Source organism: Methanolobus vulcani (genome assembly GCF_006546655.1).
Lineage (GTDB): Archaea > Halobacteriota > Methanosarcinia > Methanosarcinales > Methanosarcinaceae > Methanolobus > Methanolobus vulcani_A.
The window spans coordinates 191,229-216,499 of the sequence record NZ_VIAQ01000012.1; the positions used below are offsets into that span (position 1 = coordinate 191,229).

Below are 25,271 nucleotides of genomic sequence, written 5' to 3' on the forward strand. Positions count from 1 at the left end.
AAAAGGTGAGATAAATGGAATTTGAAGAAGCGCTTAAAGGAAAGGATGTTGAAGGTAAAGAGAAGCATGTCCCTGAAATAGACATTATCAGAGGACATGGACATGCAAAGGCAGACTATGTACGCGTAATTGTCGGAAAGGAAGTAAAACACCCAAACACTGTTGAGCACCATATCTCATGGGTCGAGCTTTACGGCATCACAAAGGATGGTAAAATGGTAGACTTTGGAAGAATGAACTTCGAGCCAGTATATACCGAGCCGACTGCTTCATTCCACATTAACAACATTAATGACTTCAAAGCCTTCTGTGCACTCGAATACTGTAACGTCCACGGCCTGTGGAAGAACTGTATTGAGGTTTAAATACTAAAGTGAAAGAATATACATTTTGTGGCATCAGTAGCCACATCTTTTTTATACCTGTTCATTCCCTCCTTTCACTAATAACATCATGCAAATGAGTTGAAAAAAGAGGAATAAACAGTGATCAAAAAACTTATCGGAAAACTTGCATTCCTTGCCATTGTAGTCGGAGCAATGGCAATGATCATACTAAACTATGTAATACCTTACATGCATGCATGAAAGAAAAAAAGGTTACTTAAAACTCGTCGTAACCTATCTCTTCCTTGGAAAGATAACATGCAGGATCGTCAGCCCAGGTGTTACCATAGATAGCTTCAGCTCTTACACGGAAGTTTCCGTTACAGATATCGAACCATTTGCATTTTGCACACCTATCGGCATTTTCTTTTATCAGAGGCTTGCGGTCCTTAAGTCCTGCCATGAGTTTATCACTGGCATCTCTCCAGATCTCACTGAACTTGCGCTCTCTTATATTTCCGAATGAGTAATGCCTCCAGAACTGATCAGGATGTACTGAACCATCCCATGAGATGCAACCAAAGCCGATTCCGGTAGAATTGCCTCTGTTCATGTTCAATAGTTCAAGAACTTCTGCAGCCCTTTCAGGGTCCTCTTTCAGAAGACGCATGTAAATGTATGGACCATCACAGTGGTTATCCACAGTCAGAACTTCAGCTTTGAAGCCTTTTGCATGTAGCTCCCTTGTCTTGTCCATAAGCAGGTCAACGGTCTTGCGACTTTCCTCAAGGCTCAGGTCCTCATTAACCATTTCAGAGCCACGGCCTGAATATACCAGATGATAGAAACAGATACGAGGGACGTTTTCCCTTTCCATCAGATCAAATATTGCAGGAATATCATGTACATTATGGCGATTGATGGTAAACCTGAGTCCTACCTTGATACCCTCTTTCTGGCAGTTGTGCAGACCCTGAAGTGCTTTGTCAAAAGAACCTTCGATGCCACGGAACTTATCGTTTGTTTCCCTCATACCGTCAAGGGAAATGCCTACATAAGAAAGGCCAATATCCTTGAGTTTTTTTGCCATCTCTTCAGTGATCATGGTACCGTTTGTTGAAATTACGGCCCTGATACCTTTTGAGCGTGCATAACCTGCAAGTTCAGGCAGGTCTTTCCTCATGAGAGGTTCACCGCCTGAGAAAAGTATTACAGGACAACCGAACTCAGCAAGGTCATCTATGAGAGCCTTACCTTCCTCGGTGGTCAGTTCGTTTTTGTATTCCATGTCCTTTGAATGAGCATAACAATGGACACAGCGAAGATTGCAGCGCTGGGTGACATTCCAGACTACAACGGGTTTTTTATCCTTTGAGAACTGGAGCAAATGTGATGGGAGTTTTTTAGAGTCACGCCCGTACCTGAGCGCGTCTGAGGGCTCCACAGTTCTGCAATAAAGTTTTGAAATTCCTATCATGATCGGACTCCGAATAAAAGATAAAAGAAGATTGTTCTATTATATGCGAAGTTCCTATACCATCATCCTATATTACATCTATGGTAGGTCGACTAAGGTAAGTACTATAAAAACAATCAAAATAAAAAAAGAAAGAGTGGAAATGTTAGTTCAGCATATCCAGAACTTTTTTGAGAATAGCCTCGAATGTGAATTTCCCGGGAGTCACTGAAACTTTAACACCATACTCTTCGATAGTCTGAGCAGTAGGTACACCTATAGCCGCAACAATAGAATTGTTCATGATGTTTATCACTTCATCCTTTGAAGACTGGTCCACAGCATGTTCGAAGAAATTGCGCACCATCATAGAACTTGTGAATGCGAACACATCAACTTCGCCTGCAAGTACCTTTGCTATGAATTCTTCCTGCCCGTCACCTTCAGGTTTTGTCAGGGTATAAACATTAGTTTCATGAATTTCAGCCCCGCAATCCTTCAGGCCTTCTATAAGAAGTGTTGAACCGTAGAAGCTTCTTGCTGTGTCAATTACCTTGCCTTTTACATCAGGACAGAGAAACTCCACAAGACCTTCGGAACTATATACTCCGGGCATGCCAAGTACATTTATACCCATGTCGTCCAGTGCCTTGCGGGTAGTAGGACCTATGGCAATAACTTTTGTAGAATTAAGGGCAGTAATGAATTTCTCATGCTCATCAGCAGGAATCTTATCCAGTGTGAAATCTATGCCGTTGGCACTTGTAAATATCACATAATCTGATTTTCCTGACATTACCCTTTCAACAAAGCCATCGAAGAACTCGTCCTTCATGCCCTCAAGCTCGATCATTGGAACTGCAAGGGGTTCAAATCCCATAGACTGCGCAAGTTCCACTGAATCTTTCAGGTAACGTTTGGGCCTCATTATAGCAAGTACAGGTCTTTTGGACTTTTCTGTCAAAGGTAACACCTTCTAATCAAAATAATTTGAGACCTGCTCGCCAAGAATATCGTGCAGTGATACAACATTACCAATTATGGTAATTGCAGGTGCCTTTACACCTCTCTCCTTTGAGACTTCAGCGATATTCTCAAGGGTACCAACTGTTACACGCTGGTCAGGTCTTGTTCCCTTCTCAATAAGAGCAACCGGAGTTTTTGGGTCCTTGCCGAATTTTATAAGTTCGCCTACATTCCTGCCAAGCATTTTCACTCCCATGAAGATAACGATAGTGCCATCGAACTTTGCAAGTGTTTCCCAATCAAGGGCTGTTTCTTCTTTTGTAGGGTCTTCATGACCTGTGATGAAAGTCACCATTGATGCGTGGTCCCTGTGGGTAACAGGTATGCCTGCGTATGCAGGAACTGCAACAGCGGATGTGATACCTGGAACGACCTCAAACTCAATTCCTTCTGCAATAAGTTCCTCGGCTTCTTCTCCCCCACGACCAAACATATAAGGATCGCCACCTTTGAGGCGGAGTACGTTCTTTCCTTCCTTGGCTTTCCGGATGATAACAGCATTGATCTCATCCTGAGTGAGTGTGTGATCACCTGCATGCTTACCTGCATCGATCTTTTCAGCGCTGTCAGGAATGGAATCTATTATCGCCTTACCCGGAAGCTGATCGTATACCACGACTTCAGTCGTATCGAGTAACCTGCGTGCCTTAAGTGTCAATAATTCCGGGTCACCCGGACCTGAACCAACCAAATAGACTTTACCATATTTCTGGGCCATGTTAGTGAGATCCTCTCTATCTTTATCAGAAAGATAATGAACTTACCAAGTTATAAATATGCATCGTCTTGAAAGACGGAAAACAAGGTAACTTTATAAGTAGTCAAAAAGGAAAAACTAATTTAACAAAACAAAATCAATGTGATAAAAAGATCAGAACAACACACTGGAAATCTTACTAAATATAAATGGAGTGCTGTACCGTTAGATACCGCACCTTTCCCAACCCGTTAAAATTTTATTTTTTGCTCAATATGTAGAACAACATCTCTTTATTCAATTTACCTTCGCGTTCAAGTTTGCTTACTATATTTTCATCAGACATGCCTTCTGATTTAAGCTCTTTGATCTTATCAAGTAGCGCCGGAGCGATACTATAATACTCATTTATGTCTTTCCTGTGACCCCAGACATCTCCTTCAATGAGCTTAATATCCTGCATTTGCATGAACATCTCGATGGACTTTGAGACTGTACGTCTGTAAGAACTCGGGATCTGGATAACTTCCACTTTAGGACAGGTCTGGACCAGTGAAAAAATATCCTTGTTCGATGGTCTGAAAGCAAGATGGATCACCTTCTCACCCGGATTCAGATGTGGTATTTCCTCTCGCGAACTTACAACTCTTATTTTCATAACTCTCCCTCACCTCCAGTTCGTTGAGAACTTATTAAAATAATGTATGTGTTCACCTATTAAATAATTACCGATTTAAAATGGAAAAAAATAGGGAGGTAATTTACTCAAACCTTGTTCTTACAGAATCTGCATGTGCCTGCAGACCCTCTTTTTCAGCAAGAGCAATTACAGAATCTTTCAAAGTTTCAAGTCCCTGCTTGCTAATTCTCTGGATACTTGCAGACTTCATGAAATGAGCAAGGTTTAGTCCTGAGTAGATTCTTGCATAACCCGCGGTTGGCAATACGTGATTTGTACCTGATGCATAATCTCCAACCGGGACAGGTGCGTAGTTACCCACAAATATGGAACCTGCATGTTCGATTCCTTCAAGAACTTCATCGTCGTTCTCAACCATGATCTCAAGGTGTTCAGGTGCAAATGCATTTGAAAACTCGATGCACTCATCCATCGAGTCCACTATAAGGATAGCGGCATTCGCAAGAGAAGTATTTACAATCTCTGATCTAAGCGTTTCTTCTGCCTGTTTAAGCACCTCAGCTTTTACATCTGCGGCAAGATTCTCAGAAGTTGTTACAATAACTGATACCGCATTTGGATCATGCTCTGCCTGAGCGATCATGTCTGAAGCTGCCATCCTGGCATTACATGTTTCATCAGCTATGATAAGCACTTCACTTGGCCCGGCAGGGAAATCTATCTCAGCCATATCCCTTACCTGCATCTTTGCAGACGTTACAAAAACATTACCCGGACCAACGATCTTGTCAACCTTCATAACAGTGTCAGTACCATAGGCCATACCGGCAACTGCCTGTACACCACCGATTTTATATACATGGTCTGCTCCGGCAACTTTTGCTGCCGCAAGAGTAAGAGGATTTACTTTTCCATCCTTGCCCGGAGGAGTACACATAACCACATTCTTAACACCGGCAACTTTTGCGGGAACTATGGTCATCAAAGCTGTGGAAGGATATGATGCTCTGCCTCCCGGAACATAAGCCCCAACAGTTTCAAGGGCTGTGAACTTCTGTCCAAGTTCAATTCCCGGTGAGACTTCAATGAACCATGTCTTTTGTGGCATCTGGGCCTCATGGAACCTGCGAATGTTGCCTGCAGCAAATTCAAGATGCTTCATAAGTTCAGGATCAATGCTTGCTGCAGCCTCATCGATCTCTTCCTTTGTGACCTCAATTGCCTCAATATCAGCACCATCGAACTTCCTGGTATATTCACGCAGGGCTGCATCGCCATTATGCTTTACATCTTCAAGGATAACTGCAACTGTATCTTCAACATTTGCAAGATCTCCGCCACCACGTCCTATGAGTTTGTTCTTTTCTTCATCGGTTAATTCGGATAGTTTCTTGTAAAGCATAATTATTCCTCTGCTGAGTAACTAAAATTGTATAAGATTAGTAATGTTAATCAATGATATGACTATTTCCTGATGCTTATACCTGTTCATCATATATAATGCTTAAAATTTGAATTGAATACATCAATTCTACACTAAAAATTAATCGTCGAAAAAAAAGATCTCCTCGATTTTTGATTCGAACACCTGGGCTATGTCATATGCAAGTTTTAACGAAGGATTATATTTTCCCTTTTCCAAAAAGACAATAGTCTCCCTTCTTACTCCTACTCTATCTGCAAGGTCTTTTTGAGTTAAATCGAACTTTGACCTTAATTCTTTAATTGTAGTTCTCAGCTTATTCACCTATCGTATTGTGTATCATTTGAAGGTTAAGAAAACATGTGATCTGATAACCTAATCACTATTTAGACTAAAAACCAATTTCGTCTTTCACTTTTGTGTAGTACATTTGAAGTGCTATTTTTGAGATTAACATGACAGCTAATAAAATAGCTAACACTTCAAACACATCAAATAATGTTGGGAAAAAATGCAACACCACTGTCAATAATCCAATTGATATGATTGAGAGACACAATGCAATATCCGATGACATACCAGAAATTCTTTTGACCATTTCATCCTTTTTGATGCCGTTTTTTAACATTGCATTTCGTATAATGTTACTTATAGATAATCCAATTACAACAGCAGCCATCATATTCCCTCCAACAGTATCACCATAAGAATATAGAGTTACGGCAGCAATTCCAAAAATTACACATAATATCCAGTACATAGTAGATTTCTTCATTATTGACCTCCTAAAATTAAGTCACTCATAAGTTATGTTAACTATATCTAACATATGGTATTTTAAACTGTTGAGTGTGTTAGAAATATACAACATCCAAATATACGTAAATTCAGCTCATAAAAACCTTCGATACTCAGGTAAAAATGAAAGAAATTATTGACTAAAAATGAATTATACCGTATTAAAAAACATGTATTTTCCGGATTGATGATAGTTGGATTGGTGTTTATACAATGCCTTTTTAGTAAACAATGGTGTTATTTCTCAAAATCACTGAAAGTGCTCTGTTCCCTTTCAATAAGTGAACTCATTGTCCTGGATTTAATACCATCTTCTGAGCCAGATGGCCTTAATCCTGAACTAATAGCAAGCTCCTCAAAAAGTTTCCTGGCGGTCTTTGGACCTATCAGTTCAGATACCGTGCTGATATCTGAATTCCTAATTGCCTGCACTGTTTTAAGTCCGCTATCATAGAGCTTGCGTGCACGCACACGACCTATTCCTCTGATACTTACAAGCTCGATAAGATCGGATGAAGCACCGTAGTGTATCCTTTTTTCCAGCAGGGCAACATGGTTGGAAATATCTTGTGACATCTCAGGAGCAATGAGTCCTGAAAGTCTTGAAGTTGCATGCATTAGCCACTCTGCAATATCGGCAAAAGCATGTACATCACCCTCACCAACATTGAATTTCTTTGTTATCTGGTCAAGGGATTTCTCATTGATCCAGTCTTCTACCAGAAGTGCAGTTTTCACTTCAGCCATGAACCACTCATAATCAACTTCCTTTGACCTTGGAGGAATCTCTACAAACTCATCACTGCGAGCCATGATAATATCGTTGATCACTTCATAGTCACTGGATCTCATGTAGAGCTGCCTCATATCCGGTGTTTTGCAGATAAGATGCAAAAGAGTCATGTCCGTAATGTTCTCAGCTTTAGCTTTTTTCAGACCATCAACAATGTAAGCACCTGAAAGCGGATCAATGTAGAGAGTAGAGACAAGTCTTCCAAGTACTGTTGGAAGCAATGTACCCTCACCTTCAAGCATACCATGGTTTCTGAGGAAATAGAGACACTCATCCACAACATCCATGATCCCCCATGTATCGTTCTGGTGAGCGAAGAAAGTAGCTTCAATAAATTCAAGGAGACCTTCCCTTGTTGTTGCGAAGCCGTTGACAATTGTTGAAAGGATGTGAGTTCTCAGTGCATTTTCTGAACCGAGCTTGGACCAGATATCTTCTGCGTCGGCATCAATGTAATTATCGAAAAGACCTGTCATTTCATTATATGATTTTGCGATGAGGACCGATTCACCATAAGGATCAAGGTGCGGCCTGCCTGCACGACCTGCCATTTGCTTGTAATCCAGCACCGGAATTGGCTGCATACCATAATTCGGATCGTAACGTCTGTAACTTCTGATAATTACCCTTCTTGCAGGAAGATTGAGTCCTGCTGCAAGGGTAGGGGTGCTGGAAATCACCTTTATCTTGTTAGCTCTGAATCCATCTTCCACAATCCTACGGTGTGCAGAATTAAGTCCTGCATGATGGAAAGCAGTTCCATTCCTGACACACTTTGCCAGTTCATTGGCAGCTTCAGTCTCACCATTCTCTATAATCCCCTCGACAAGTTCGTCAAGTGCTTTTCTTGTTGGTTCGTCAAGGGTCTCAGCCACTTTTGTGCCTGCCCTTTTAGCAAAAGAAACACTGTTCTTTCGGCTGCTTTCAAAAACAAGACACTGACCGCCTTCTTCCAGTGTATCCAGCACCACATTGACAGCCTCATCTTTTGCCCGGGCTTCGATGCGTTTCTGTGAGCCATGGAAATTTATATTTCCATTAAGATAGACACCTTCCTGAAGGCGTGTTGGTCTCCATTCACTGAGAACAAGTTTTCCTTTCAGCCAGTCAGCGATCTCGTAAGCATTGCCTACTGTTGCTGAAAGAGCAATAATCTGACATCCGGGATTAAGTTTCATGAGTTTTGTTAACGTAACTTCCAGTGTAGGACCCCTGTTTGCCGAATCAAGTAAATGCACCTCATCAACCACAATTGTGGTTATGTCCTGCATCCAGGAAGTCTCATTACGTAATAGAGAGTCTGTTTTTTCTGATGTAGCAACTATGATATCATTGAAACCTAGCCGCTCATCCTTTGATTCGAAGTCACCGGTAGAGATGCCAACTCTAACTCCTCCGGATTTTATATTGATTGATGAAAATGACCTGAATCTCTCAAATTTTTCACTTGCCAAAGCTCTTAGAGGTACTATGTAGAGAGCTTTGCCACCAGATGATATGGCTTTTAACATTGCAAGCTCTGCAAGAAGTGTTTTTCCAGACGCAGTAGGAATTGCTGCAAGCAGGTTGTTTCCATCAAGCAATCCTTTTTCGATAGCTTCCACTTGTGGTGGATACAGTTCTTCAATTCCAGAATCTAGGTAAAATCGGAGAACTTGTTCTGGAATGTCAAGATTTGTTATATCAAATGTACCTGCAAAATGTTTAATATTCTCTTTTTTGACTGAAAATCTATTTGTTAGTTTATTGTTGCTAATTTTCTCATACTTCTCTTGTTTTATTTCAACATATGATTGTTTTTTTTGTACAGGCACCCCATTCAATCCATCTTGCTTTTCTCGGAGGATATTATAAATTTCCTGTTCTTCTGCATACTCTTGAGTGATAAATTCAGAGAATGGATCTAGAAAAATATCAATCGTTATCTGCTCATTTACTTTATCTGAATATATTTGATCAATCCACTTGGTAAATCCAGAATGAGTCTGAGGTAATTTCTTTAATCCTTTCCCTTTTAAAACTTTATTTATGAAAGTTGATTTAGAGATTTCACAACCATAGTTTTTTTTTGAAATTTTATCAAAGCCTTTAGTATGAGATTTATTTGGGATATAAAAAATAAGGTCATTGCCCATATCTAAAAATAAAGGTTTTTGTGTACAAAGAATCCATTTCCTTGCCCATTTCCAAATATACTCATAAAATACAACATCTCTTTTTAAATTGTAAGCTAAATGCAAATTAAAATTTTCCTGAAGATATGTGGCATCAAATAACCAAACCATATCTCCATAAAATAATTCCCGGGCTCTTATATCATATTCATTTATCTTAGAGTGTTGGAGCTCTATTACCAAACCATCTTTGTTTTGTATATCAGCCCGATGTCTTTCACCATTTTTAGTGATGGTAACTTCACAATATTTCTCATCAACTAATTCTTTCCAGCCTAAATGCCAATCTGTTTCTTTTCCACTAGCCCACGGATCACATTCAGCTCCCGGAGGGTGAGCAAAGTGAGGTTTCCTTTCATCACCACATCTTAGTCGTAAAGGTCTTTCATTTAGTGGGTCACAAAAAGGACAATAAAATTTAATTTGTGTTCCTTTTAATTCAAAAGTAGCCTTTACCTTTTGACCATCAGATGTCTTTGCATAAAGCATAGGTACGTAGATGGAATCGAAATTAATAATATTTTATCCCTAAAAGACGCGTAAGCATTTTTCACAATTCTATACACAAGATCGAGTGTTGGAAATTCTAATAGACTTACATAAAGTTACCCCGAATTATAAATAAAGGGTTTGTAATAAAAATGAAAGCAGCAATAAATACTGCTGCCAAATTTCAGTTATTTTCTTTCGCATCTGCCACATAGTCATAAAGCAAAGCTGCAATCACAGCGCCTGCAATCGGACCAATTATATAAATTGGGAACTGCCACCAGAGATTTGACCCTCCGAGAAGGAAATCCGCAAGATACGGACCGAAAGTACGTGCAGGATTAAGGGATGATCCGGTTATATTTCCAACTACGATAACGTCCGCAGCTACCACAAGACCGATAGCCAGTCCTGCAAAACCTGCCGGTGCTCTTTTATCCACTGCTGAACCCATGATGGTCAGCATAAGGAAAAAGGTTGCTACTGCCTCACAGAGTATGGCCTGACCGTAACTCACACCATCAAACATTGCTGTTGCACCAAGACCCGTATCTACCGCCCGGCTACCCAGTATCGCAACAATGGTAAAGGATGCCAGGCTTGCACCGATAAGCTGTGCTACTATGTAACCAAGCATATCCTTTGCAGGGAAGCGTCCTGTTGCCCATAATGCGATACTCACTGCAGGATTGATATGTGTGCCTGATATATGGCCGAAGGCATATATCATTGCAATTATCGCTATGGCAAAGGAAATTCCTATTGCAAACCACGCTGCGATATCAATACCCACAAAAAAGGCATTTCCCGCTATGGAATCTGAACCCTGGACTAGCAAGACAGTTGTAACAACTGACCCTGTTCCCAAAAAGACCAGCATATAAGTTCCTATCAGTTCGGCTATGGATCTTTTTAACAGACCCTGTTCTGACATATAATCACCCGCCTGAAAACAAAATGTGCCTTAGAAAGGCACATCCGTGATCAAACTGCCTCCTGCCAGTTGCAGTATTTGCACTTGTAGTCGAAGTAGTTGGCTGCACAGAACTTACAGGTGCGTGCCGGTGAATGCGGCTCTGTCTTATGCAAGGATATAATGTTTGTCAGCATGGTAGCCGTAACAGGCTCACTTGTCAGCAGGCATGGGAAATCAGCCAGACGCATAAGTGCTGAGAACCTGACGGTGATGGCACAGGCAGGATATGTGTAACGCTGTGGGTTGTTGAGAACCTCATTCTTCTCTATCGGACTCAGGTCAACAGGTATACCCTGAACCATGCCGCCCATACCCCTTGGCTTGTGATCTATGATACGCTCACCCTTTTCTATAAGGTCAATAAAATCAACGTTATGAAGCTCGGCTGCTGCTCCTCTTGTTGGATTATTAAGTACCAGATTGTGGAATCTCTTGACCAGCAGATCCAGTACCATCATGGTTGTGAAACCATCCATCCAGAGAATCTTTGTTGTTGCGGCGGCGGCGGCATCTGTTGCAATGGTCAGTGGTGAATACTCGTCTTTGAACTTACCCATTGCATTGTTCATTGTGCCGTCCATAACATCGGTTACAGCGTTGATGACGGCCATCACAACATCATCCTTTGTCATATTAAACATCGACTGGGAAATATGATGTGCAACGTCACCTACACCATATGCAGGAACAGTAACAATGTTTCCGTAGAAAACATCTGCATCCATGGCAGCTTTGACAGTTTTCTTCATCCTGTTTTTGTACTCACTCATATACTTCTTTACATCAAAAGATATGTGACCGGCTTCATCCATGAGCTTGGCCTGTGCAGCCATAGGTGTATCGTAGACCATCTGAAGCATTTCAATCTCCTCTTTAATGGCTTCAGCGGGTGTTTTACCATTCTCGATTGCCATCTGGAATTTTGCACCGATGCCATATGATGTGTTCATACCCCATGATTTTGAAGAAAGAATTGCACGCTTATGATCAACCGGAATGTCTGTTTTTTCAAGAATCCTGTTGACAACATTGCTGGTGCTTCCTGGAACAAAAGCAAAGTCAACAACGCAGGTAGGACCATAGAAGCCTGCATACCTGCGGATTGACTCTTTGCCGATGAGAGCTTCCGAGCGACCGATCTTCTCGATGAATTTTTCCACTGATGTCCTGAAAGAGGGGTCCTCCTCATAAAGGATATCCAGAATTGGCGGTGTCTGATAGTGTTCAACAAACGGGTCATCCTCCGGCCTTACGCTGTCTGTTAAGCTGGAGAGAACTTCATAATGCGTGTTAACTGAGTTTATGTGCAGGTCAAAAACTTCCTTGCACTGCTTACCCTTCGGCTCCATCTTGTTAACTGCGTCAACATAGGGTTTTGCATCCTCTACCTTAAAAGCCGTACCACGCTTCTTGTTAATTGTACTAACTACGGCTTTCTGTGCATTCATGGCTTCTGTTGCCATTTTATCGTATATCTCTTTCATGTTAGCCCCTTGTTTACTTGAAAGTGACAACTAATCCTGAAAGAAGTGCAAATTAAAATACGACTTCAAAAATAAAATATACCTCACGGTACTTGATTAGTATGAGCTACCTGATTGCCCTAACAACACTCCTTCTCAGTGTATTCTTCACTCCACATAATACTTTCCAGGTAATACAAAATAAATATTTCTAAACTAAAATAAACAAACTAAAAGTTTACACATGCAGAAGCCAGAATAGAATAATTAAGCATATCAAGCTAAATTTTAATTGAAAATAAATAATGCATATGTGCTTTTTGCAAAGCTGAAATGTCAAAAAGAGAATAAATGTGGCATGAGAAATGCCACTAATTTTCAGATAATCAGTCGTTGCTTAGCTCACCGCTGAAGTACTTGTCATAGGAACCCATGTCAAAGTGACCGTGACCACTGAGATTGAACATGATGGTTTTCTCTTCGCCTGTTTCCTTGCATTTGAGTGCTTCATCAATAGCGCATTTAATAGCATGGGCAGATTCGGGAGCAGGAGCAATTCCCTCGCTACGTGCAAATGTCACTGCAGCATCGAATATCTCTATCTGGTGGTATGATCTTGCTTCCATGATTCCGTCTGCAACAAGCTTACTGATAATTGGTGATGCACCGTGGTATCTGAGACCTCCTGCATGGATTGCAGGTGGTATGAACTCTGAACCCAATGTGAACATCTTGAGCAGAGGGGTCATCTGTGCCATGTCACCGAAGTCATACTTGAACTCTCCTGATGTGAGGGTTGGACATGCGGATGGTTCTACTGCTATGAATCTTGTGTTGGTCTTGCCTGCAAGGTTGTCCCTTATGTATGGCAGACTTACACCGGCGAGGTTACTTCCGCCACCACAGCATCCGATAACAATGTCCGGGTAGTCCTCAGTCTTGTCAAACTGTGCCTGCGTCTCAAGACCTACAACGGTCTGGTGCAGACTGGTGTGATTAAGGACACTGCCAAGTGCATACTTGGTGTTGTCGTTAAGAGCTGCATCCTCGATAGCTTCACTGATAGCTATTCCAAGACTTCCTGATGTGTCAGGGTACATCTCACGGATCTTTCTTCCAAACTGTGTATCAGGGCTTGGGGACGGAACGACATTTGCCCCCCAGAGGTTGATAAGTGACTTGCGGTATGGCTTCTGGTAGAAGCTTGAACTTACCATGTATACCTTACACTCGATGTCAAAGTAGTTACAGCAGAGTGATAATGCACTGCCCCACTGACCTGCACCGGTTTCGGTTGTGATTCTTTCAGTGCCTTCCTTCATATTGTAGTATGCCTGCGCGATTGCAGTATTTGGCTTGTGACTTCCTGCTGGACTGACACTTTCGTTCTTGTAGTATATCTTTGCAGGTGTTCCCAGAACTTTCTCAAGCCTGTGTGCCCTGTGCAAAGGTGATGGTCTCCAGAGTGAATATATTTCCCTGATCTCTTCAGGAATGTCAATGTATCTCTTGGAGCTGATCTCCTGATTGATAAGTTCCTTTGCAAATATTGGCTCAAGATCTGCAGGATTCATTGGCTCATTTGTTGCAGGGTTCAGTGGTGGCTCTACCGGCAGGTCTGCAAGTATGTTGTACCACTGTTTTGGCATTTCATTTTCATCAAGTAATATCTTTGTATGGTCCATAGTTCATACCTCTGTAAAAAGGATTCAATAATGTATATCATAGTACATTAGAGAAATATTTAATGCTTTTGATTTATGCATGAAGCAAAATATACAGTGAATAAAATCAAAAAATAATCAGAAAAGTAGATTCTAATCAGAAACTACTTTCTTTTGTAAATAACAGCTAGCACCAATGCAAAACCAGTAAATAACGCAGTAAATGCAGGCGTGGATGAAGAACTGCTTTCATCTTCGGAGTTAGATGTTGAATCTGTCGTGAATTCTGTACCATCGTAGTACTCTTCGGAGATTGTTACGTAGGCTGCGGTGAACTCGCCTTGAACAAGAAGCTTTGTTGTTTCAAAATCATTCAATTGATAAACAAAATCCAAAGGCATACTTCCTCCTGCCCATTCATCAGTAGCTTTGAGTTTCCACTCATAAGAGATGGTATCGTTTATCTCTAATTTATCATCAGTATATTGATCTATTTTTGAAGTCGGTCCTTCAATTACTTCAAAACTACCATCTGCCAATTCTGTCAGTTTCACGGATAAAACACCAGGATTAAAACATGTCACATCAAACTTTACTGTGAAAGGTTCACCTATTTTCACAAGGGGTTTTGGAGTTGAAGCACCCGGATATAATTGATCATTATAATACACATTAATTGAAATATACTGACTTGTAGCTGAAGTTATGGCTGGTGTTAACGTAAAATAAATAGCAAGTACTACTATTATCATTTTTGTGTTCATCTTTAATTCTCCCATTCGGATACTAATGTGTCATATGCTTCTGATTTTTCATCTCTATCACCTGTTTTGTCACCAACACCTTTTGGCCCAGAGCCTACAATTGTAGCTGCATATCCACTGAATCTAAACTTAATTGGAGCATTGTACCCTATCCATAAAATATTCCCATTATTACCTCTATTAAATGGATGAGGAACACGCTCTTCCTGTCTCACATACACCTGAGCATCATGCCCAAAATATGGATTGAACATACATTCATTATCGTTATCTATTACCTCGAAGCTCTTGTACTTTCCAATAACTTCATACTCCCAGACATTCACAGTACACACCCAGTTAGGCGGAAGCACAGGCAGACCACATGGAACATATTTCATGGACCTTTCAAGCCTCTTTTCAATATTCTCAGCAAGTTGGCCTGTCAGTTTCTCGCTTGATTCGTCCAATTTGTTTTGTAACTCGTTGTTGATGTTCTCAAAACACTGGTCAATGGTTTCCTGGCAGAGTTCAATTGACTTACAAATACCATCTGATATTCCTATACGTAGATCTGCTTCAAGACGATAAAGAACCGCATCCATTTCATCAGAATCTATGGTAGGATTATCATTTTGTATCTTCTGACTGATGCGATACAGAATCTCATCCTGTAATGTGTTGTCGGCAGCCATGTCCACAATTTCCTCATCAGAAAGTGAATCAAGATAAGTTTCTGTAATTGTGATCACATCCTCTTTGCTAATCCAGGTGCTTAGAACCGGATCACTGGAAATCTCATCAGCAATGGTTCCGGGAACCTGATCCCTGATGCTACGGCTGTATTCATCCATCATTTTACTGCGGTTCTCTTCAATAAAAGAGATGTCCGTTGAAACTCCGTTCTTGACAAGTTCCGTACTGTTGACTGCAAGATCTGCAAGCAGTGAATCGATCTCCGCATTAGCATCTGAAATGCTCTGGCTCATTGACTGAGAGATCATATCTTTAAGTGGTTCAGACGCTTCTGAAAGCGTCCCTGCAATATCATCTCCTATACCTGTAGAGAAAACACATACATTCCTGACAGCCAGCGGATAGACCGCCTTCCCTGTTGTGTCCTCCCATTTGTACTGACTCTGGATATCGAAATCCGGGTCATGGTAGAGATAATCAGGATACTGGTCTACAACGATTGTCATGTTCTCAGTCCAGTTGTACTTGCTACCCGGCATTCCCACAACCTCAATCGTTTCGATAATACCCATTTCAGCAGCCAGGGCTGTTGATGCTTTATCCATGGCGGGGTTGTTAAAGATAACATCTGTAGACACTTTATTTTGTACAAGATCAAGAAGAGAATGTCCCTGTTCTTTCTCAAAGGATTCGTCGATGTAAGTCTCAAAGGAATCTTCTGTCTCTTTGTTCCGTTCCCTGATTTCCCTGAGCAAACGGTCATAAGCTTCATTCTTTGAGATAGCACGACATGCAGCACTGCTTGTACTGAACTGTCCTGAATTCATGTACTGAGATTGATCGATGAAATAATCTCGTTTAGAAGATTCTTCCATTTCGTCAGCAAGGTCAAGTGAAGCCTCCTGTATCAATGTGATTGGATTCTCCCCCAGATTTTCACCAAGCAGAAATACTTCCCTTGTAGGATTGTCAGTATTTATGGAATCGAACATGCATTCCATTTCCTGACTCAGATTCTTGTGAAGCCATGAAGGAATGTCGCAATAGACTTTCTCATCAGAGAGGTATGCTCCATCACTGTAAGTGTTGTATCCTTTTTCAATCTCAGCCAGATTTACATACTGGTCACGATACTTATCTGCTGCATCACTACACCCAAAATCCGGTTTTGGAATTCCATCAATGATCACAGTTGTATTCCTGTAATCATTGGAGCTTCCTGAATCGTAAATGGCATCTTCTCCGACATAACCACCCGAAGGAAGATACTGATGATACACGATGCTTATGTATTCGGTTTCTGTCTGTTCATGGGGAACTGAAATTTCGTCTGAAATAAGATAATTTGTCAATGAACCGGAAGAATCACCGTCAAAATGATTCCAACTCCCTCCTCCTTCCGGGTCAGGACTATAAGTCTTGTATGACCAGTGATATGAATAATAGATATTCCAACGTGTTTTGACCTTGAACTTAACTTTATACGTAATCAGCCAATCAAAAGAATGATTTTCATGAGATAGATAACCATCTGTCCTTTCAATATCCACCAGATTATCGTGGCCTATGTAATCATAAGTTACATCCACGTCCTCACAAACGATATTTGTAGAAACATGCTCCACATTTACGCTATTGAAATACCATTTGTGAGAGGAGGCATCCACACTTACTTTGTGATCAAAATCGAATATATCACTAAAGCTATAGTCAGGAGAAAGTGCACATGTATGTGAAACTGACACTGGATGATGGCTTGTCCAGGTAATGTATTTGTCTGCCTTTGATTCACCTGTTTCGTAAGAAACCGAATCATATGTCGTTGAACCAACCCACAGACTATAAGGAACAGCAGTGTTGAAACCATCCCTGAATACCTGACCCTGTACTGTGCCACTATATACCTCATGTGTTACATCGTGCAGCAGGTCAGGATACTCATTGCTCCACTGGTCAACATCATTGTAGACCCAGTTACTGTAAACCTCATTGGTAAAATTGGAAACCGAAACTACTATTTTTGAATTATCAGCAACCTCTTCCATGGTTATGTTAGATTCCCTCATGGACTCATTGACACCCTGTTCAACACTTATATTGAAAGTGCCGTCACTTGACAGATCATCGTATGTTGTGCTGAGATTTTTACCGGAATCGTCCTCATATGAATTCGTTCCCTTTTTGACATCCTCATAGAGCACTTTGCCGTTGTAATAAGTGGTGTATGTCAAAGCCCAGGGGTCCACAGAATCGAAAACACGTTTCTGTGTGTAAAGAGTTCCGCAGTTCACGGAAGCGGACAATGAAGGATCCGTCACGATGTTCAGGGGACCATTCAGATAATGCTGCCACGGACCATAGATGAAAGTCCTGATGTTAGTGGCACCAAGCACAATATCCGATGTCACTCCACCATTCAGCTCATTTTCATACTCATTTACCAGTTCTTCAAGCAGAGGTTCTCTGGAAGTGATAAGAGCACTCACATTCATGGAACCGGCTCTTGTACTATTGTCTGTGAGGCCTACAATGGAATAATTGAGGTTTTCAACGGACATTGTATAATAAATAGGATATCCCGAATCATCTGTCGGTGACCTGCTTATTTCTCTTTTTAATGTTCCGTTGATCTTACCGATCCTTATCTGTAAAGGAGATACATCAGGATTAATATTGATTGCATAATTATTGAATGTGTGCTGATTCTCCTGATATGAGGTTTCAATATATTCATTGAAATATTCAGCCGTGATGTCTTTCAGGGGACTGGTGCCAACGTGGAACCAGTTAACTGCTTTCTCCTCGCCATCATACTCTAAAACAAGATATGCATATCCGTATTCTGCATTTTCAGGTATTGTTATTTTTTCTTCAAATTCAGAAGATGTCCAGAACGAATGAGTTTCATCGTAGGATATGGACTTGTAAACTGTACCGGAACCACTTTTAAGTATCAGGGTTCTTGGTTTGTCGGAAAAAAGGCATGATATGGCTTCGAATACATCTGAAGGAAGAGTTACATCTACCGTAATAATGTCTCCGGGTTCAGTATTCCTGTTATCCGGCTCAATGGAAAAACCATCCGATTCCATTGATTCGTATACAAGGTCTTCGGGTTTTATGACAGGATGCTCTCCCTGCCATGCGAGGGCTTCCATTCCCGCATAATTAAGACAGCGAGCGAGATCTGATGACGCAAATTCAACTGCCGTCTTTTCCATATCTGTAGTATCCGTATTGTGTATCACTTCTGCAAGTGCATAGTCTGTTTTTGTAAGGTATATCGATGCTATTACGGCAAAAAGCAGAATGAATATACCGATCACCGCAAACGGAATATAGGCCCGGGTGTCCTGGCTAAAGCTTCGTTTTTCGTTTTTGGGATCGGATATCATAAGACTTACCTTTTTTCAGCTTTTGTGAGCTGGACATTGCAGGTAAGAAGAATATTTAAACGTTGTTATTTTATTCTATTTTAAGTTAAATTTTATAACTGTACTTAGATATTCATTTATGAAACTGAAAAATAAAATATTGAAAGACAAAAAATACAGTATTTGCTTATTTGCTCTTATATAGATAAGAACTAATCGAAACTGTAAAATATACTACATTTATAGTAGCAGACATAATTAACAGGAAGTTGCAATTATTCATTCAGCTTTCTCACAACTAACTGAGCAATACTTGCTTACAGAATTCATGCATTTGAATTCATAATTTGATATTTACAATTCACACTTATCAGGTTGACACAAAATGAAGATCACTAAACCACGAGGCACACGTGACTTCCTCCCAGAGGACACAAGGAAAAGAAGATATGTAGAAGGTATACTGCGTCAGGTAGTCAAAAACTGGGGATTCAGCGAAATCATCACTCCTACATTTGAGAATCTCGAGCTATTTACTCTCAAATCAGGCGAGGGAATTATTGGGGAACTTTATAATTTCACTGACAAAGGTGATAGGGAAATGACACTGCGTCCTGAGCTGACCGCACCTGTAATGAGGATGTATGTCAACGAGATGCAGGCTTATCAGCAGCCTTTGAAATTATTTTACTTTGAGAACTGTTTCAGGTATGAGAGACCACAGAAAGGACGCTTCAGAGAGTTCTGGCAGTTCGGCGTAGAACTTATCGGAAGCAGAAGAATGGATGCTGATGCTGAAGTGATTGCCCTTGCAACAGAAATGCTAAAGTCCGTAGGTATAAAAGGCGACCTTAACGTAAACAACCTTGGAGTTATCAGGCATCTTCTCAGTGTTCTGGAAAATGAACAGCAGAGCCAGATCATGAGACTTGTTGACAAGAAAGATTATGAAGGACTTGATAACTTCCTGGAGGATATTAACGCTCCTGCTGACCTTCGTCAGAAACTTATCGAACTTATCTCACTTACTGGTAATGATGCGATAGCAAAAGCAAGAGATATTCTGGGAGATCTTCCTGAAATAGACGATTTCCAGGAACTTCTTACTATGCTGGATGCCTACGGTGTGGAATACACAATTAACTTTGGAATTGCCAGGGGACTTGATTATTACACAGGAACCGTTTTCGAGATTTACGCAGAAGGACTCGGTGCACAGAACCAGGTCTGTGGTGGCGGTTCATACCAGCTTATCCAGCTTTTCGGTGGCGGAGATGTTCCTTCAACAGGATTCGGGCTTGGTTTTGATAGGATAATGGAAGTATGTGAACTTGAAGCACCTGATGATGCACCTGTTGTGATTATTGCAAAGGACAGCACACGTCTTGATGCAATAAAAGCAGCCAATGAATTTAGAAAACACGTGCCAGTATACAATGATCTGATGAAGAGAAACTTCAAAGCTCAGTTATCATATGCCAATAACATTGGTGCAAAGCATGTTATCATCATTGGTGAAAAGGAAGTTGAAGCCGGGAAAGTCATGTTAAAGGACATGACCAGTGGTGAGCAGGAGCTTCTGAGTCTCGATGAGGTCATTACAAAGCTCACAAACAAATGACCCTTTTTTCTAGAACTTTTCTAAAAAACGAGAGGGCAGCAGATGCCCTCCCAATGAGATTGGTGCTTGCTGTAATAGTAATAGGGGCACTGCTAATCCTGATGACAGGTGCAGTTTCCTCTTTGATCGAAAGTGAGGAAACATACACAACCAGATCAATCATTTCTGAAATAGAATCAAATGCAGAACAAATGTCAGCCAAAGGCACAGGCAGCATTGTCACACTTGATGTGAATGTACCTTCTGGTGTTGAGATCACATTTGGAGCGATTCCTGACCATGAAAATGCCTGGCCCTCTGATGCTGAAAACTATTATTTTGAACTAAATGGGAAGCAGACCATTGGACAGTCGTCCGCATATTATTCCAATAAGGCATTAGATAGTTGTTTTATCCTTGATTCCGGACCACATGTATTGACTCTTAAAAGTGTGCGCGATCAAAATGGAAAAATTTTTATTACACTTTGTGATAAGTCGCAACCGTAATGAAAAAACAAAAAGAAGTTTGTATTCACCATTTAATCACAGATGATTCTGCATGGGCAGACTTGCTGCTCTCAAAAACGGCACTAATACTGGCTACTGTAACAATATTAATGGCGGTTTACAGTCTTGCAGGCAGCTCTTCAGACCTTGTAAGAAAAGATGAATTGGAGATCATAACCGTGGATATTGCTTCAAATATAGATTCAATGGGAGCGGCACATTCTGATAGTTCAATCAGTTACTTGGAATTAAATCCAGAAAGGTATGAACAGCAATTAACTCTAAAAAGTGACCTGAACATATCAATCAGCGGTGAATACGTATTCTGCACACTCAAAGAGAACGGACATGATATTTCAGCAGCCAGGCAGCTAAGTTACAGGACACTTACCCTGAATCCCCAGGAATTGCGCAATATACTCACAGGCACCTTCGGCGCAGACGGCAACATCAGCCAGCCGATAATTTCAGTATTCCCATACGCGGATGTTACTGAATTTCTTGCCGGCATGGGAACTGATGAACTTTATGTGAACATGAGTAAAGAGATTCACATTCAGAGAACAACGATATTTGTTACAGATGGAAGTGAGGTGAACGGACTTGAATATGTCCTCGTTTACCAGTGATGAGAGAGCACTTCTTGAACCGAATAATGACATCATAGCCACGGCTCTCGTTGTAATTGGCTTTGTAGTGTTTGCTGCAATCCTTTCAAAGACATATATCGCATTCAATGATAACTCCCATGCACTTGAGAACTATGAACAGGCTGCCATGATAGTAAATGACATTGCATCCTATCCTCCACTTCAGGGAAGCCGACAGGAACTCATCTCCGCACAGACTCTGGATTTGCTGGCAGATTCTTCACAAGACCCGCAGTCACATTACATGTTCTTCCACAGATTCTCATCAAATCTTGATTTCTATGTAGAAGCACGAACAGATGACGGGAACTATCACTGGACCATCAGCAATGGAAACACTGCACTGAATGGAAGGGATGTCATAGCTGCATCCGTCCCTGTTGTAATAGAACTTGGCAGCAATGCACGCTGTGAACCCGGAACAATAACTGTAAAACTTGTGCAGAACGGATGGAATTGAGGATCTAACCCTGAAAACAAAATCAAAAACGGTGAATATGAATGAGATTTATAGATGATGAAAAGGGATTTTCTACCAGCATAGATGCAATTTTATTTCTCATACTGGTATCCGTTTCTGCAGTGATACTGTTCCCTTCACTTGCTGCAGATGAGCAGTATCGTTCCGCATCCTATTCATCAGCACAGGACATGGATACCCGGCTTATGAATACGATCATGAGCAGTACCGTGGAGGAGTTTGAATACACAGTAAAACCAGCCGAAATTGCCGGGATTGAAGTTAATCTGTCGGAAGATTCCATCCTTGAAAATGCAGAAGAAACACTATTTGCAAAAGAGCAACAACATCGAACCTTTTCTGACCTTGTGGCCGAAGGTCTGGTATTTGGCCTGGTAATGGAAAAGAATGGTACTGAAAAGCCTCTAAATCCCATGACAAAGATGCAGAGTATTGAAACCGAAAAAGCCATTGAAGAACATCTTGAAATGACAATAGGACAGAGATACAATTACAGATTTGAAGCACACTGGCAACCTGTTTCAGGATACAATATACACAGCGACATAGTAGTTGGTCAATCTGCTCCGGCGGATGCAATTAAACAAAATGCCAGAATATCAGTTCCTGTGACATATGCCGTCACCAGGGATGAAATATGCCAGCCATTCAACGAGAGCAGTATATACGCAGCCATTAGTTCATCTGATCCTGACAAAGAACTTCATGAAATGTTTAATTCCAGTATTGATATAGCATCAGAAGGATCTTCAGGGATAATCACTGAAATCGTATTTCCATATGAATACCTCTCATCACTCAATGGAACTGAAATATCAATTGATAGTGAACAACTTGCATGCATTGCAGGACCGGATAATGCAAATTACAGTAGTCCAATTATTAAGAGTGCACTTGGATGCATGAACTACACCGTGAAAGACCTGTATGGACTTAACGTTGAACTGACAACTGAGGAACAAAGTATCAATCTGGATATTGTGGATACTGTACATGACTTTATCAAAGAGAAGAATACGAACCAGATATCAGAGTACATATTAAGTAGCCAGAGTGAGGATATCAACCAGACTATTGCGCTTATGTGCAATGCATCAGAGAACACTAGCAGGCTTGAACTTGCAAATACGCAGATCTCAAAAATCTACAGGACTGCCAATACCGGTGGAGCAGACATCGTAATTATAATCTGGTAAGGATGGTTTCTTATGGAAATTCGCATCACATCAATCATAACATATATATGAGATGATTGACTTCATAGGTAGCACTTCGCCAATCATATTAACATTTTATCGAACCGACTCCCAAGTTCAAGAGTTCGATAAGGATCAAAATATACTATATTGAATTCCATCTAAATTCAATATAGACCTATTAAATCAAAACTTAAATTACAATTATCAGGAGGAAGCTAATGGCAAAAATGCACACCCGTAGGAAAGGAAACTCCGGACCTACAAGACCACTTCGCACAGAAGTACCTTCATGGTCAACAATGACCGCAGACGAAATTAAAGAGGTAGTTACCGACCTCTGGAAGCAGGGAATGAGCACAAGCGAGATCGGAATGATCCTTAGGGACAAGTATGGAGTACCTGATGTTAAGCTCGCAACTGGCAATAAGATCACAAAGATCCTTAAGGACAACGGTGAGAAGTTCGCTGTACCTGAAGATCTCTACAACCTTATCGTAAAGGCAATCGGAATGAGAAAGCACATGAACTACAACCACAAGGATGTACACAACAAGCGTGCTCTCCAGAATACCGAATCCAAAATCAGAAGATTGGTAAAATACTACCAGTCCGCAAAGGTTCTTCCAGCTGACTGGAAATACAAGCCAGAAACAGCTGAGATGCTGATCACCAGATAAGCATATTTCAATTATAAACTCTTGTTTGGCCTATTGGTCAAACAAAACTTTTCTCTTTTTTCATTGTTCCTATATTTCAGCGGTAGCTCTATACATGAATTAATCCAAGAGTAGAAATCTATCGTTATCTAAAACACTTATGAAGGTAACTTATAAATTGTTTTAAAGAGCATTATATGCCATGAAAGCTGTCATACTTGCAGCCGGTGAAGGAAAACGATGCCGGCCCCTCACACTCACAAGATCAAAAGTAATGCTTCCGGTGGCAAATAAACCTATTCTTGAACATATCATCAACGCTCTTGTAAAAAATGACATCAAAGAGATAATACTGGTTGTCGGTTACGAGAAAGAGCGTATCATGGATTATTTTGAAGATGGGATCAATTTTGGTGTGAAAATCAAGTATGTGGAACAAAAAGCACAGATCGGAACAGCACATGCAATTCTTCAGGCACGTGATCAGATAGGAAAAGATGAAGATAAGTTCATTGTTGTCAATGGGGACACTATAATAGGACCGGATGCCATTGCAGACCTGATAAATGGAGAAGAAGGTGATGCAACAACATTACTCACATGTAAAAAGGACGATGTCAGCGGTTACGGAGTAATTGTTGCCAAAGGAAAGAAAGTGATTGAAATCATTGAAAAACCAAAGACACTCATAAGTCACCTTATCAACACAGGCATCTATCTTTTTAAGAATGACATTTTTGACATGATTGAAAAGACATCCATATCAACAACCGGTGAATATGCAATAACAGACACAATTCAAATGATGATCGATGAAGGAAGGCCTGTAACGACTACAGTAACAAACGCAGGGTGGATTGATGCAGTTTATTCATGGAACCTTCTGGAAGCAAACACAATTATTCTCGGAGACTTTGAAACTGATGTTTCAAAAGCAAAAATCGAAGATTGTGTCAGCATAAAAGGAAGTGTTTCTATTGGCAAAAACACAACAATAAGGGCAGGATCATACATTGTGGGACCCGTAGTAATTGGTGACAACTGTGACATTGGCCCAAATGTAGTCATATTGCCTTCCACCAGTATTGGTAATAACGTATCTATTGCCTCTTTCTCATATATCAAAAACAGTATTTTAATGCAGGATGTGCGGGTCAGTACACACAGCAACATATCAAGCTCTGTTATAGGAAGTAATGTCATAACAGGTCCTAACTTCATTACAGAAGAGGGAGAAAAACTACATATAATTCTTGAAAATGAACTTAATGAAGCTGAAAAGCTTGGAACTGTAATTGGTGATGACACAGATATCGGCGGAAATGTGTTAGTTCGTGCCGGAAAAATGGTCTCGTCTAACTGTCGTATCAGTTCCGGAAAAACAATTGCAGAGGATGTACCAACTAATGCACTTATAAATTAGGATTGGGGTAAAAAA

General features: G+C 40.7%; 21 protein-coding genes and 1 pseudogene. 8 read left to right on the forward strand and 14 right to left on the reverse strand.

Features of this window, described 5'->3' with window-relative positions:
- Nucleotides 1-14 precede the first annotated feature (14 nt).
- A complete protein-coding gene (locus FKV42_RS05885) occupies nucleotides 15-365 on the forward strand; it encodes a desulfoferrodoxin family protein (RefSeq protein ID WP_154809305.1) in 351 nt (116 codons plus the stop codon).
- 238 nt (nucleotides 366-603) lie between these two features.
- On the opposite strand, the gene ahbC is transcribed toward FKV42_RS05885, so the two are convergent.
- The 14 genes and pseudogenes from ahbC to FKV42_RS05950 form a co-directional block, all read right to left on the reverse strand.
- A complete protein-coding gene (gene ahbC / locus FKV42_RS05890) occupies nucleotides 604-1,803 on the reverse strand; it encodes a 12,18-didecarboxysiroheme deacetylase (RefSeq protein ID WP_154809306.1) in 1,200 nt (399 codons plus the stop codon).
- Between the two features lie 145 nt (nucleotides 1,804-1,948).
- Nucleotides 1,949-2,746, reverse strand: a complete 798-nt coding sequence (locus FKV42_RS05895) for a uroporphyrinogen-III synthase (RefSeq protein ID WP_154809307.1) — start codon at nucleotides 2,744-2,746, stop codon at nucleotides 1,949-1,951.
- A 12-nt stretch (nucleotides 2,747-2,758) separates the two neighbouring features.
- Complete coding sequence (gene cobA, locus FKV42_RS05900) at nucleotides 2,759-3,526, reverse strand: uroporphyrinogen-III C-methyltransferase (protein WP_154809308.1); 768 nt, start codon at nucleotides 3,524-3,526, stop codon at nucleotides 2,759-2,761.
- A gap of 238 nt (nucleotides 3,527-3,764) precedes the next feature.
- Nucleotides 3,765-4,163 (reverse strand): DUF1699 family protein, encoded by a 399-nt coding sequence (locus FKV42_RS05905; protein ID WP_023844274.1) that lies wholly within the window; start codon nucleotides 4,161-4,163, stop codon nucleotides 3,765-3,767.
- Between the two features lie 103 nt (nucleotides 4,164-4,266).
- Nucleotides 4,267-5,547, reverse strand: coding sequence for a histidinol dehydrogenase (hisD, locus tag FKV42_RS05910; RefSeq protein WP_154809309.1), 1,281 nt, complete (start codon nucleotides 5,545-5,547; stop codon nucleotides 4,267-4,269).
- 141 nt (nucleotides 5,548-5,688) lie between these two features.
- Nucleotides 5,689-5,883: a helix-turn-helix transcriptional regulator gene (locus FKV42_RS05915; protein ID WP_048135741.1), complete on the reverse strand. Its 195-nt coding sequence runs from the start codon at nucleotides 5,881-5,883 to the stop codon at nucleotides 5,689-5,691.
- A gap of 76 nt (nucleotides 5,884-5,959) precedes the next feature.
- Complete coding sequence (locus FKV42_RS05920; RefSeq protein WP_154809310.1) at nucleotides 5,960-6,343, reverse strand: DUF2178 domain-containing protein; 384 nt, start codon at nucleotides 6,341-6,343, stop codon at nucleotides 5,960-5,962.
- 260 nt (nucleotides 6,344-6,603) lie between these two features.
- Entirely contained in the window at nucleotides 6,604-8,868 is a 2,265-nt protein-coding gene (locus FKV42_RS05925; protein ID WP_394348051.1) for an ATP-dependent DNA helicase, read from the reverse strand.
- Between the two features lie 789 nt (nucleotides 8,869-9,657).
- Nucleotides 9,658-9,822: pseudogene (locus FKV42_RS14365) on the reverse strand (competence protein CoiA family protein); the annotation flags it as partial.
- 184 nt (nucleotides 9,823-10,006) lie between these two features.
- The gene (locus FKV42_RS05930) at nucleotides 10,007-10,756 is read right to left on the reverse strand and encodes an MIP/aquaporin family protein (RefSeq protein ID WP_154809312.1); all 750 of its coding nucleotides are present in this window, start codon (nucleotides 10,754-10,756) and stop codon (nucleotides 10,007-10,009) included.
- Between the two features lie 50 nt (nucleotides 10,757-10,806).
- Nucleotides 10,807-12,282, reverse strand: a complete 1,476-nt coding sequence (locus FKV42_RS05935) for a DUF2193 domain-containing protein (protein WP_154809313.1) — start codon at nucleotides 12,280-12,282, stop codon at nucleotides 10,807-10,809.
- A gap of 365 nt (nucleotides 12,283-12,647) precedes the next feature.
- Nucleotides 12,648-13,946 carry a TrpB-like pyridoxal phosphate-dependent enzyme gene (locus FKV42_RS05940; protein WP_154809314.1) on the reverse strand — a complete coding sequence of 433 codons (1,299 nt, stop codon included), beginning with the start codon at nucleotides 13,944-13,946 and terminating at the stop codon, nucleotides 12,648-12,650.
- 143 nt (nucleotides 13,947-14,089) lie between these two features.
- Complete coding sequence (locus FKV42_RS05945; protein WP_196214063.1) at nucleotides 14,090-14,689, reverse strand: sarcinarray family MAST domain-containing protein; 600 nt, start codon at nucleotides 14,687-14,689, stop codon at nucleotides 14,090-14,092.
- A 2-nt stretch (nucleotides 14,690-14,691) separates the two neighbouring features.
- Nucleotides 14,692-18,759 carry a DUF7286 family protein gene (locus tag FKV42_RS05950; protein WP_154809316.1) on the reverse strand — a complete coding sequence of 1,356 codons (4,068 nt, stop codon included), beginning with the start codon at nucleotides 18,757-18,759 and terminating at the stop codon, nucleotides 14,692-14,694.
- 364 nt (nucleotides 18,760-19,123) lie between these two features.
- Between FKV42_RS05950 and hisS the strand changes: the two genes are divergently transcribed.
- From hisS to glmU, 7 genes are all read left to right on the forward strand, one after another.
- Entirely contained in the window at nucleotides 19,124-20,359 is a 1,236-nt protein-coding gene (gene hisS / locus FKV42_RS05955) for a histidine--tRNA ligase (RefSeq protein WP_154809317.1), read from the forward strand.
- Nucleotides 20,360-20,412: 53 nt separating this feature from the next.
- Complete coding sequence (locus FKV42_RS05960) at nucleotides 20,413-20,847, forward strand: hypothetical protein (protein WP_196214064.1); 435 nt, start codon at nucleotides 20,413-20,415, stop codon at nucleotides 20,845-20,847.
- Nucleotides 20,847-21,476, forward strand: coding sequence for a hypothetical protein (locus tag FKV42_RS05965; protein ID WP_154809319.1), 630 nt, complete (start codon nucleotides 20,847-20,849; stop codon nucleotides 21,474-21,476). Before FKV42_RS05960 ends, FKV42_RS05965 begins: the two co-directional genes overlap by 1 nt.
- Nucleotides 21,457-21,957: a hypothetical protein gene (locus FKV42_RS05970; RefSeq protein WP_154809320.1), complete on the forward strand. Its 501-nt coding sequence runs from the start codon at nucleotides 21,457-21,459 to the stop codon at nucleotides 21,955-21,957. The genes FKV42_RS05965 and FKV42_RS05970 overlap by 20 nt, the downstream gene beginning before the upstream one ends.
- 41 nt (nucleotides 21,958-21,998) lie before the next feature.
- Complete coding sequence (locus FKV42_RS05975) at nucleotides 21,999-23,174, forward strand: DUF7284 family protein (RefSeq protein ID WP_154809321.1); 1,176 nt, start codon at nucleotides 21,999-22,001, stop codon at nucleotides 23,172-23,174.
- A 221-nt stretch (nucleotides 23,175-23,395) separates the two neighbouring features.
- Nucleotides 23,396-23,854 (forward strand): 30S ribosomal protein S15, encoded by a 459-nt coding sequence (locus FKV42_RS05980; RefSeq protein WP_154809322.1) that lies wholly within the window; start codon nucleotides 23,396-23,398, stop codon nucleotides 23,852-23,854.
- A gap of 181 nt (nucleotides 23,855-24,035) precedes the next feature.
- Nucleotides 24,036-25,256: a bifunctional sugar-1-phosphate nucleotidylyltransferase/acetyltransferase gene (glmU, locus tag FKV42_RS05985; RefSeq protein WP_154809323.1), complete on the forward strand. Its 1,221-nt coding sequence runs from the start codon at nucleotides 24,036-24,038 to the stop codon at nucleotides 25,254-25,256.
- Nucleotides 25,257-25,271: the final 15 nt, after the last annotated feature.

Coding starts and splice junctions, on each gene's coding strand:
- FKV42_RS05885 (WP_154809305.1), top strand. CDS start 15: ATGGAATTTGAAGAAGCGCTTAAAGGAAAGGATGTTGAAGGTAAAGAG.
- ahbC (WP_154809306.1), bottom strand. CDS start 1,803: ATGATAGGAATTTCAAAACTTTATTGCAGAACTGTGGAGCCCTCAGAC.
- cobA (WP_154809308.1), bottom strand. CDS start 3,526: ATGGCCCAGAAATATGGTAAAGTCTATTTGGTTGGTTCAGGTCCGGGT.
- FKV42_RS05905 (WP_023844274.1), bottom strand. CDS start 4,163: ATGAAAATAAGAGTTGTAAGTTCGCGAGAGGAAATACCACATCTGAAT.
- hisD (WP_154809309.1), bottom strand. CDS start 5,547: ATGCTTTACAAGAAACTATCCGAATTAACCGATGAAGAAAAGAACAAA.
- FKV42_RS05920 (WP_154809310.1), bottom strand. CDS start 6,343: ATGAAGAAATCTACTATGTACTGGATATTATGTGTAATTTTTGGAATT.
- FKV42_RS05930 (WP_154809312.1), bottom strand. CDS start 10,756: ATGTCAGAACAGGGTCTGTTAAAAAGATCCATAGCCGAACTGATAGGA.
- FKV42_RS05935 (WP_154809313.1), bottom strand. CDS start 12,282: ATGAAAGAGATATACGATAAAATGGCAACAGAAGCCATGAATGCACAG.
- FKV42_RS05940 (WP_154809314.1), bottom strand. CDS start 13,946: ATGGACCATACAAAGATATTACTTGATGAAAATGAAATGCCAAAACAG.
- FKV42_RS05945 (WP_196214063.1), bottom strand. CDS start 14,689: ATGAACACAAAAATGATAATAGTAGTACTTGCTATTTATTTTACGTTA.
- FKV42_RS05950 (WP_154809316.1), bottom strand. CDS start 18,759: ATGATATCCGATCCCAAAAACGAAAAACGAAGCTTTAGCCAGGACACC.
- hisS (WP_154809317.1), top strand. CDS start 19,124: ATGAAGATCACTAAACCACGAGGCACACGTGACTTCCTCCCAGAGGAC.
- FKV42_RS05960 (WP_196214064.1), top strand. CDS start 20,413: ATGAGATTGGTGCTTGCTGTAATAGTAATAGGGGCACTGCTAATCCTG.
- FKV42_RS05965 (WP_154809319.1), top strand. CDS start 20,847: ATGAAAAAACAAAAAGAAGTTTGTATTCACCATTTAATCACAGATGAT.
- FKV42_RS05970 (WP_154809320.1), top strand. CDS start 21,457: ATGTCCTCGTTTACCAGTGATGAGAGAGCACTTCTTGAACCGAATAAT.
- FKV42_RS05975 (WP_154809321.1), top strand. CDS start 21,999: ATGAGATTTATAGATGATGAAAAGGGATTTTCTACCAGCATAGATGCA.
- FKV42_RS05980 (WP_154809322.1), top strand. CDS start 23,396: ATGGCAAAAATGCACACCCGTAGGAAAGGAAACTCCGGACCTACAAGA.
- glmU (WP_154809323.1), top strand. CDS start 24,036: ATGAAAGCTGTCATACTTGCAGCCGGTGAAGGAAAACGATGCCGGCCC.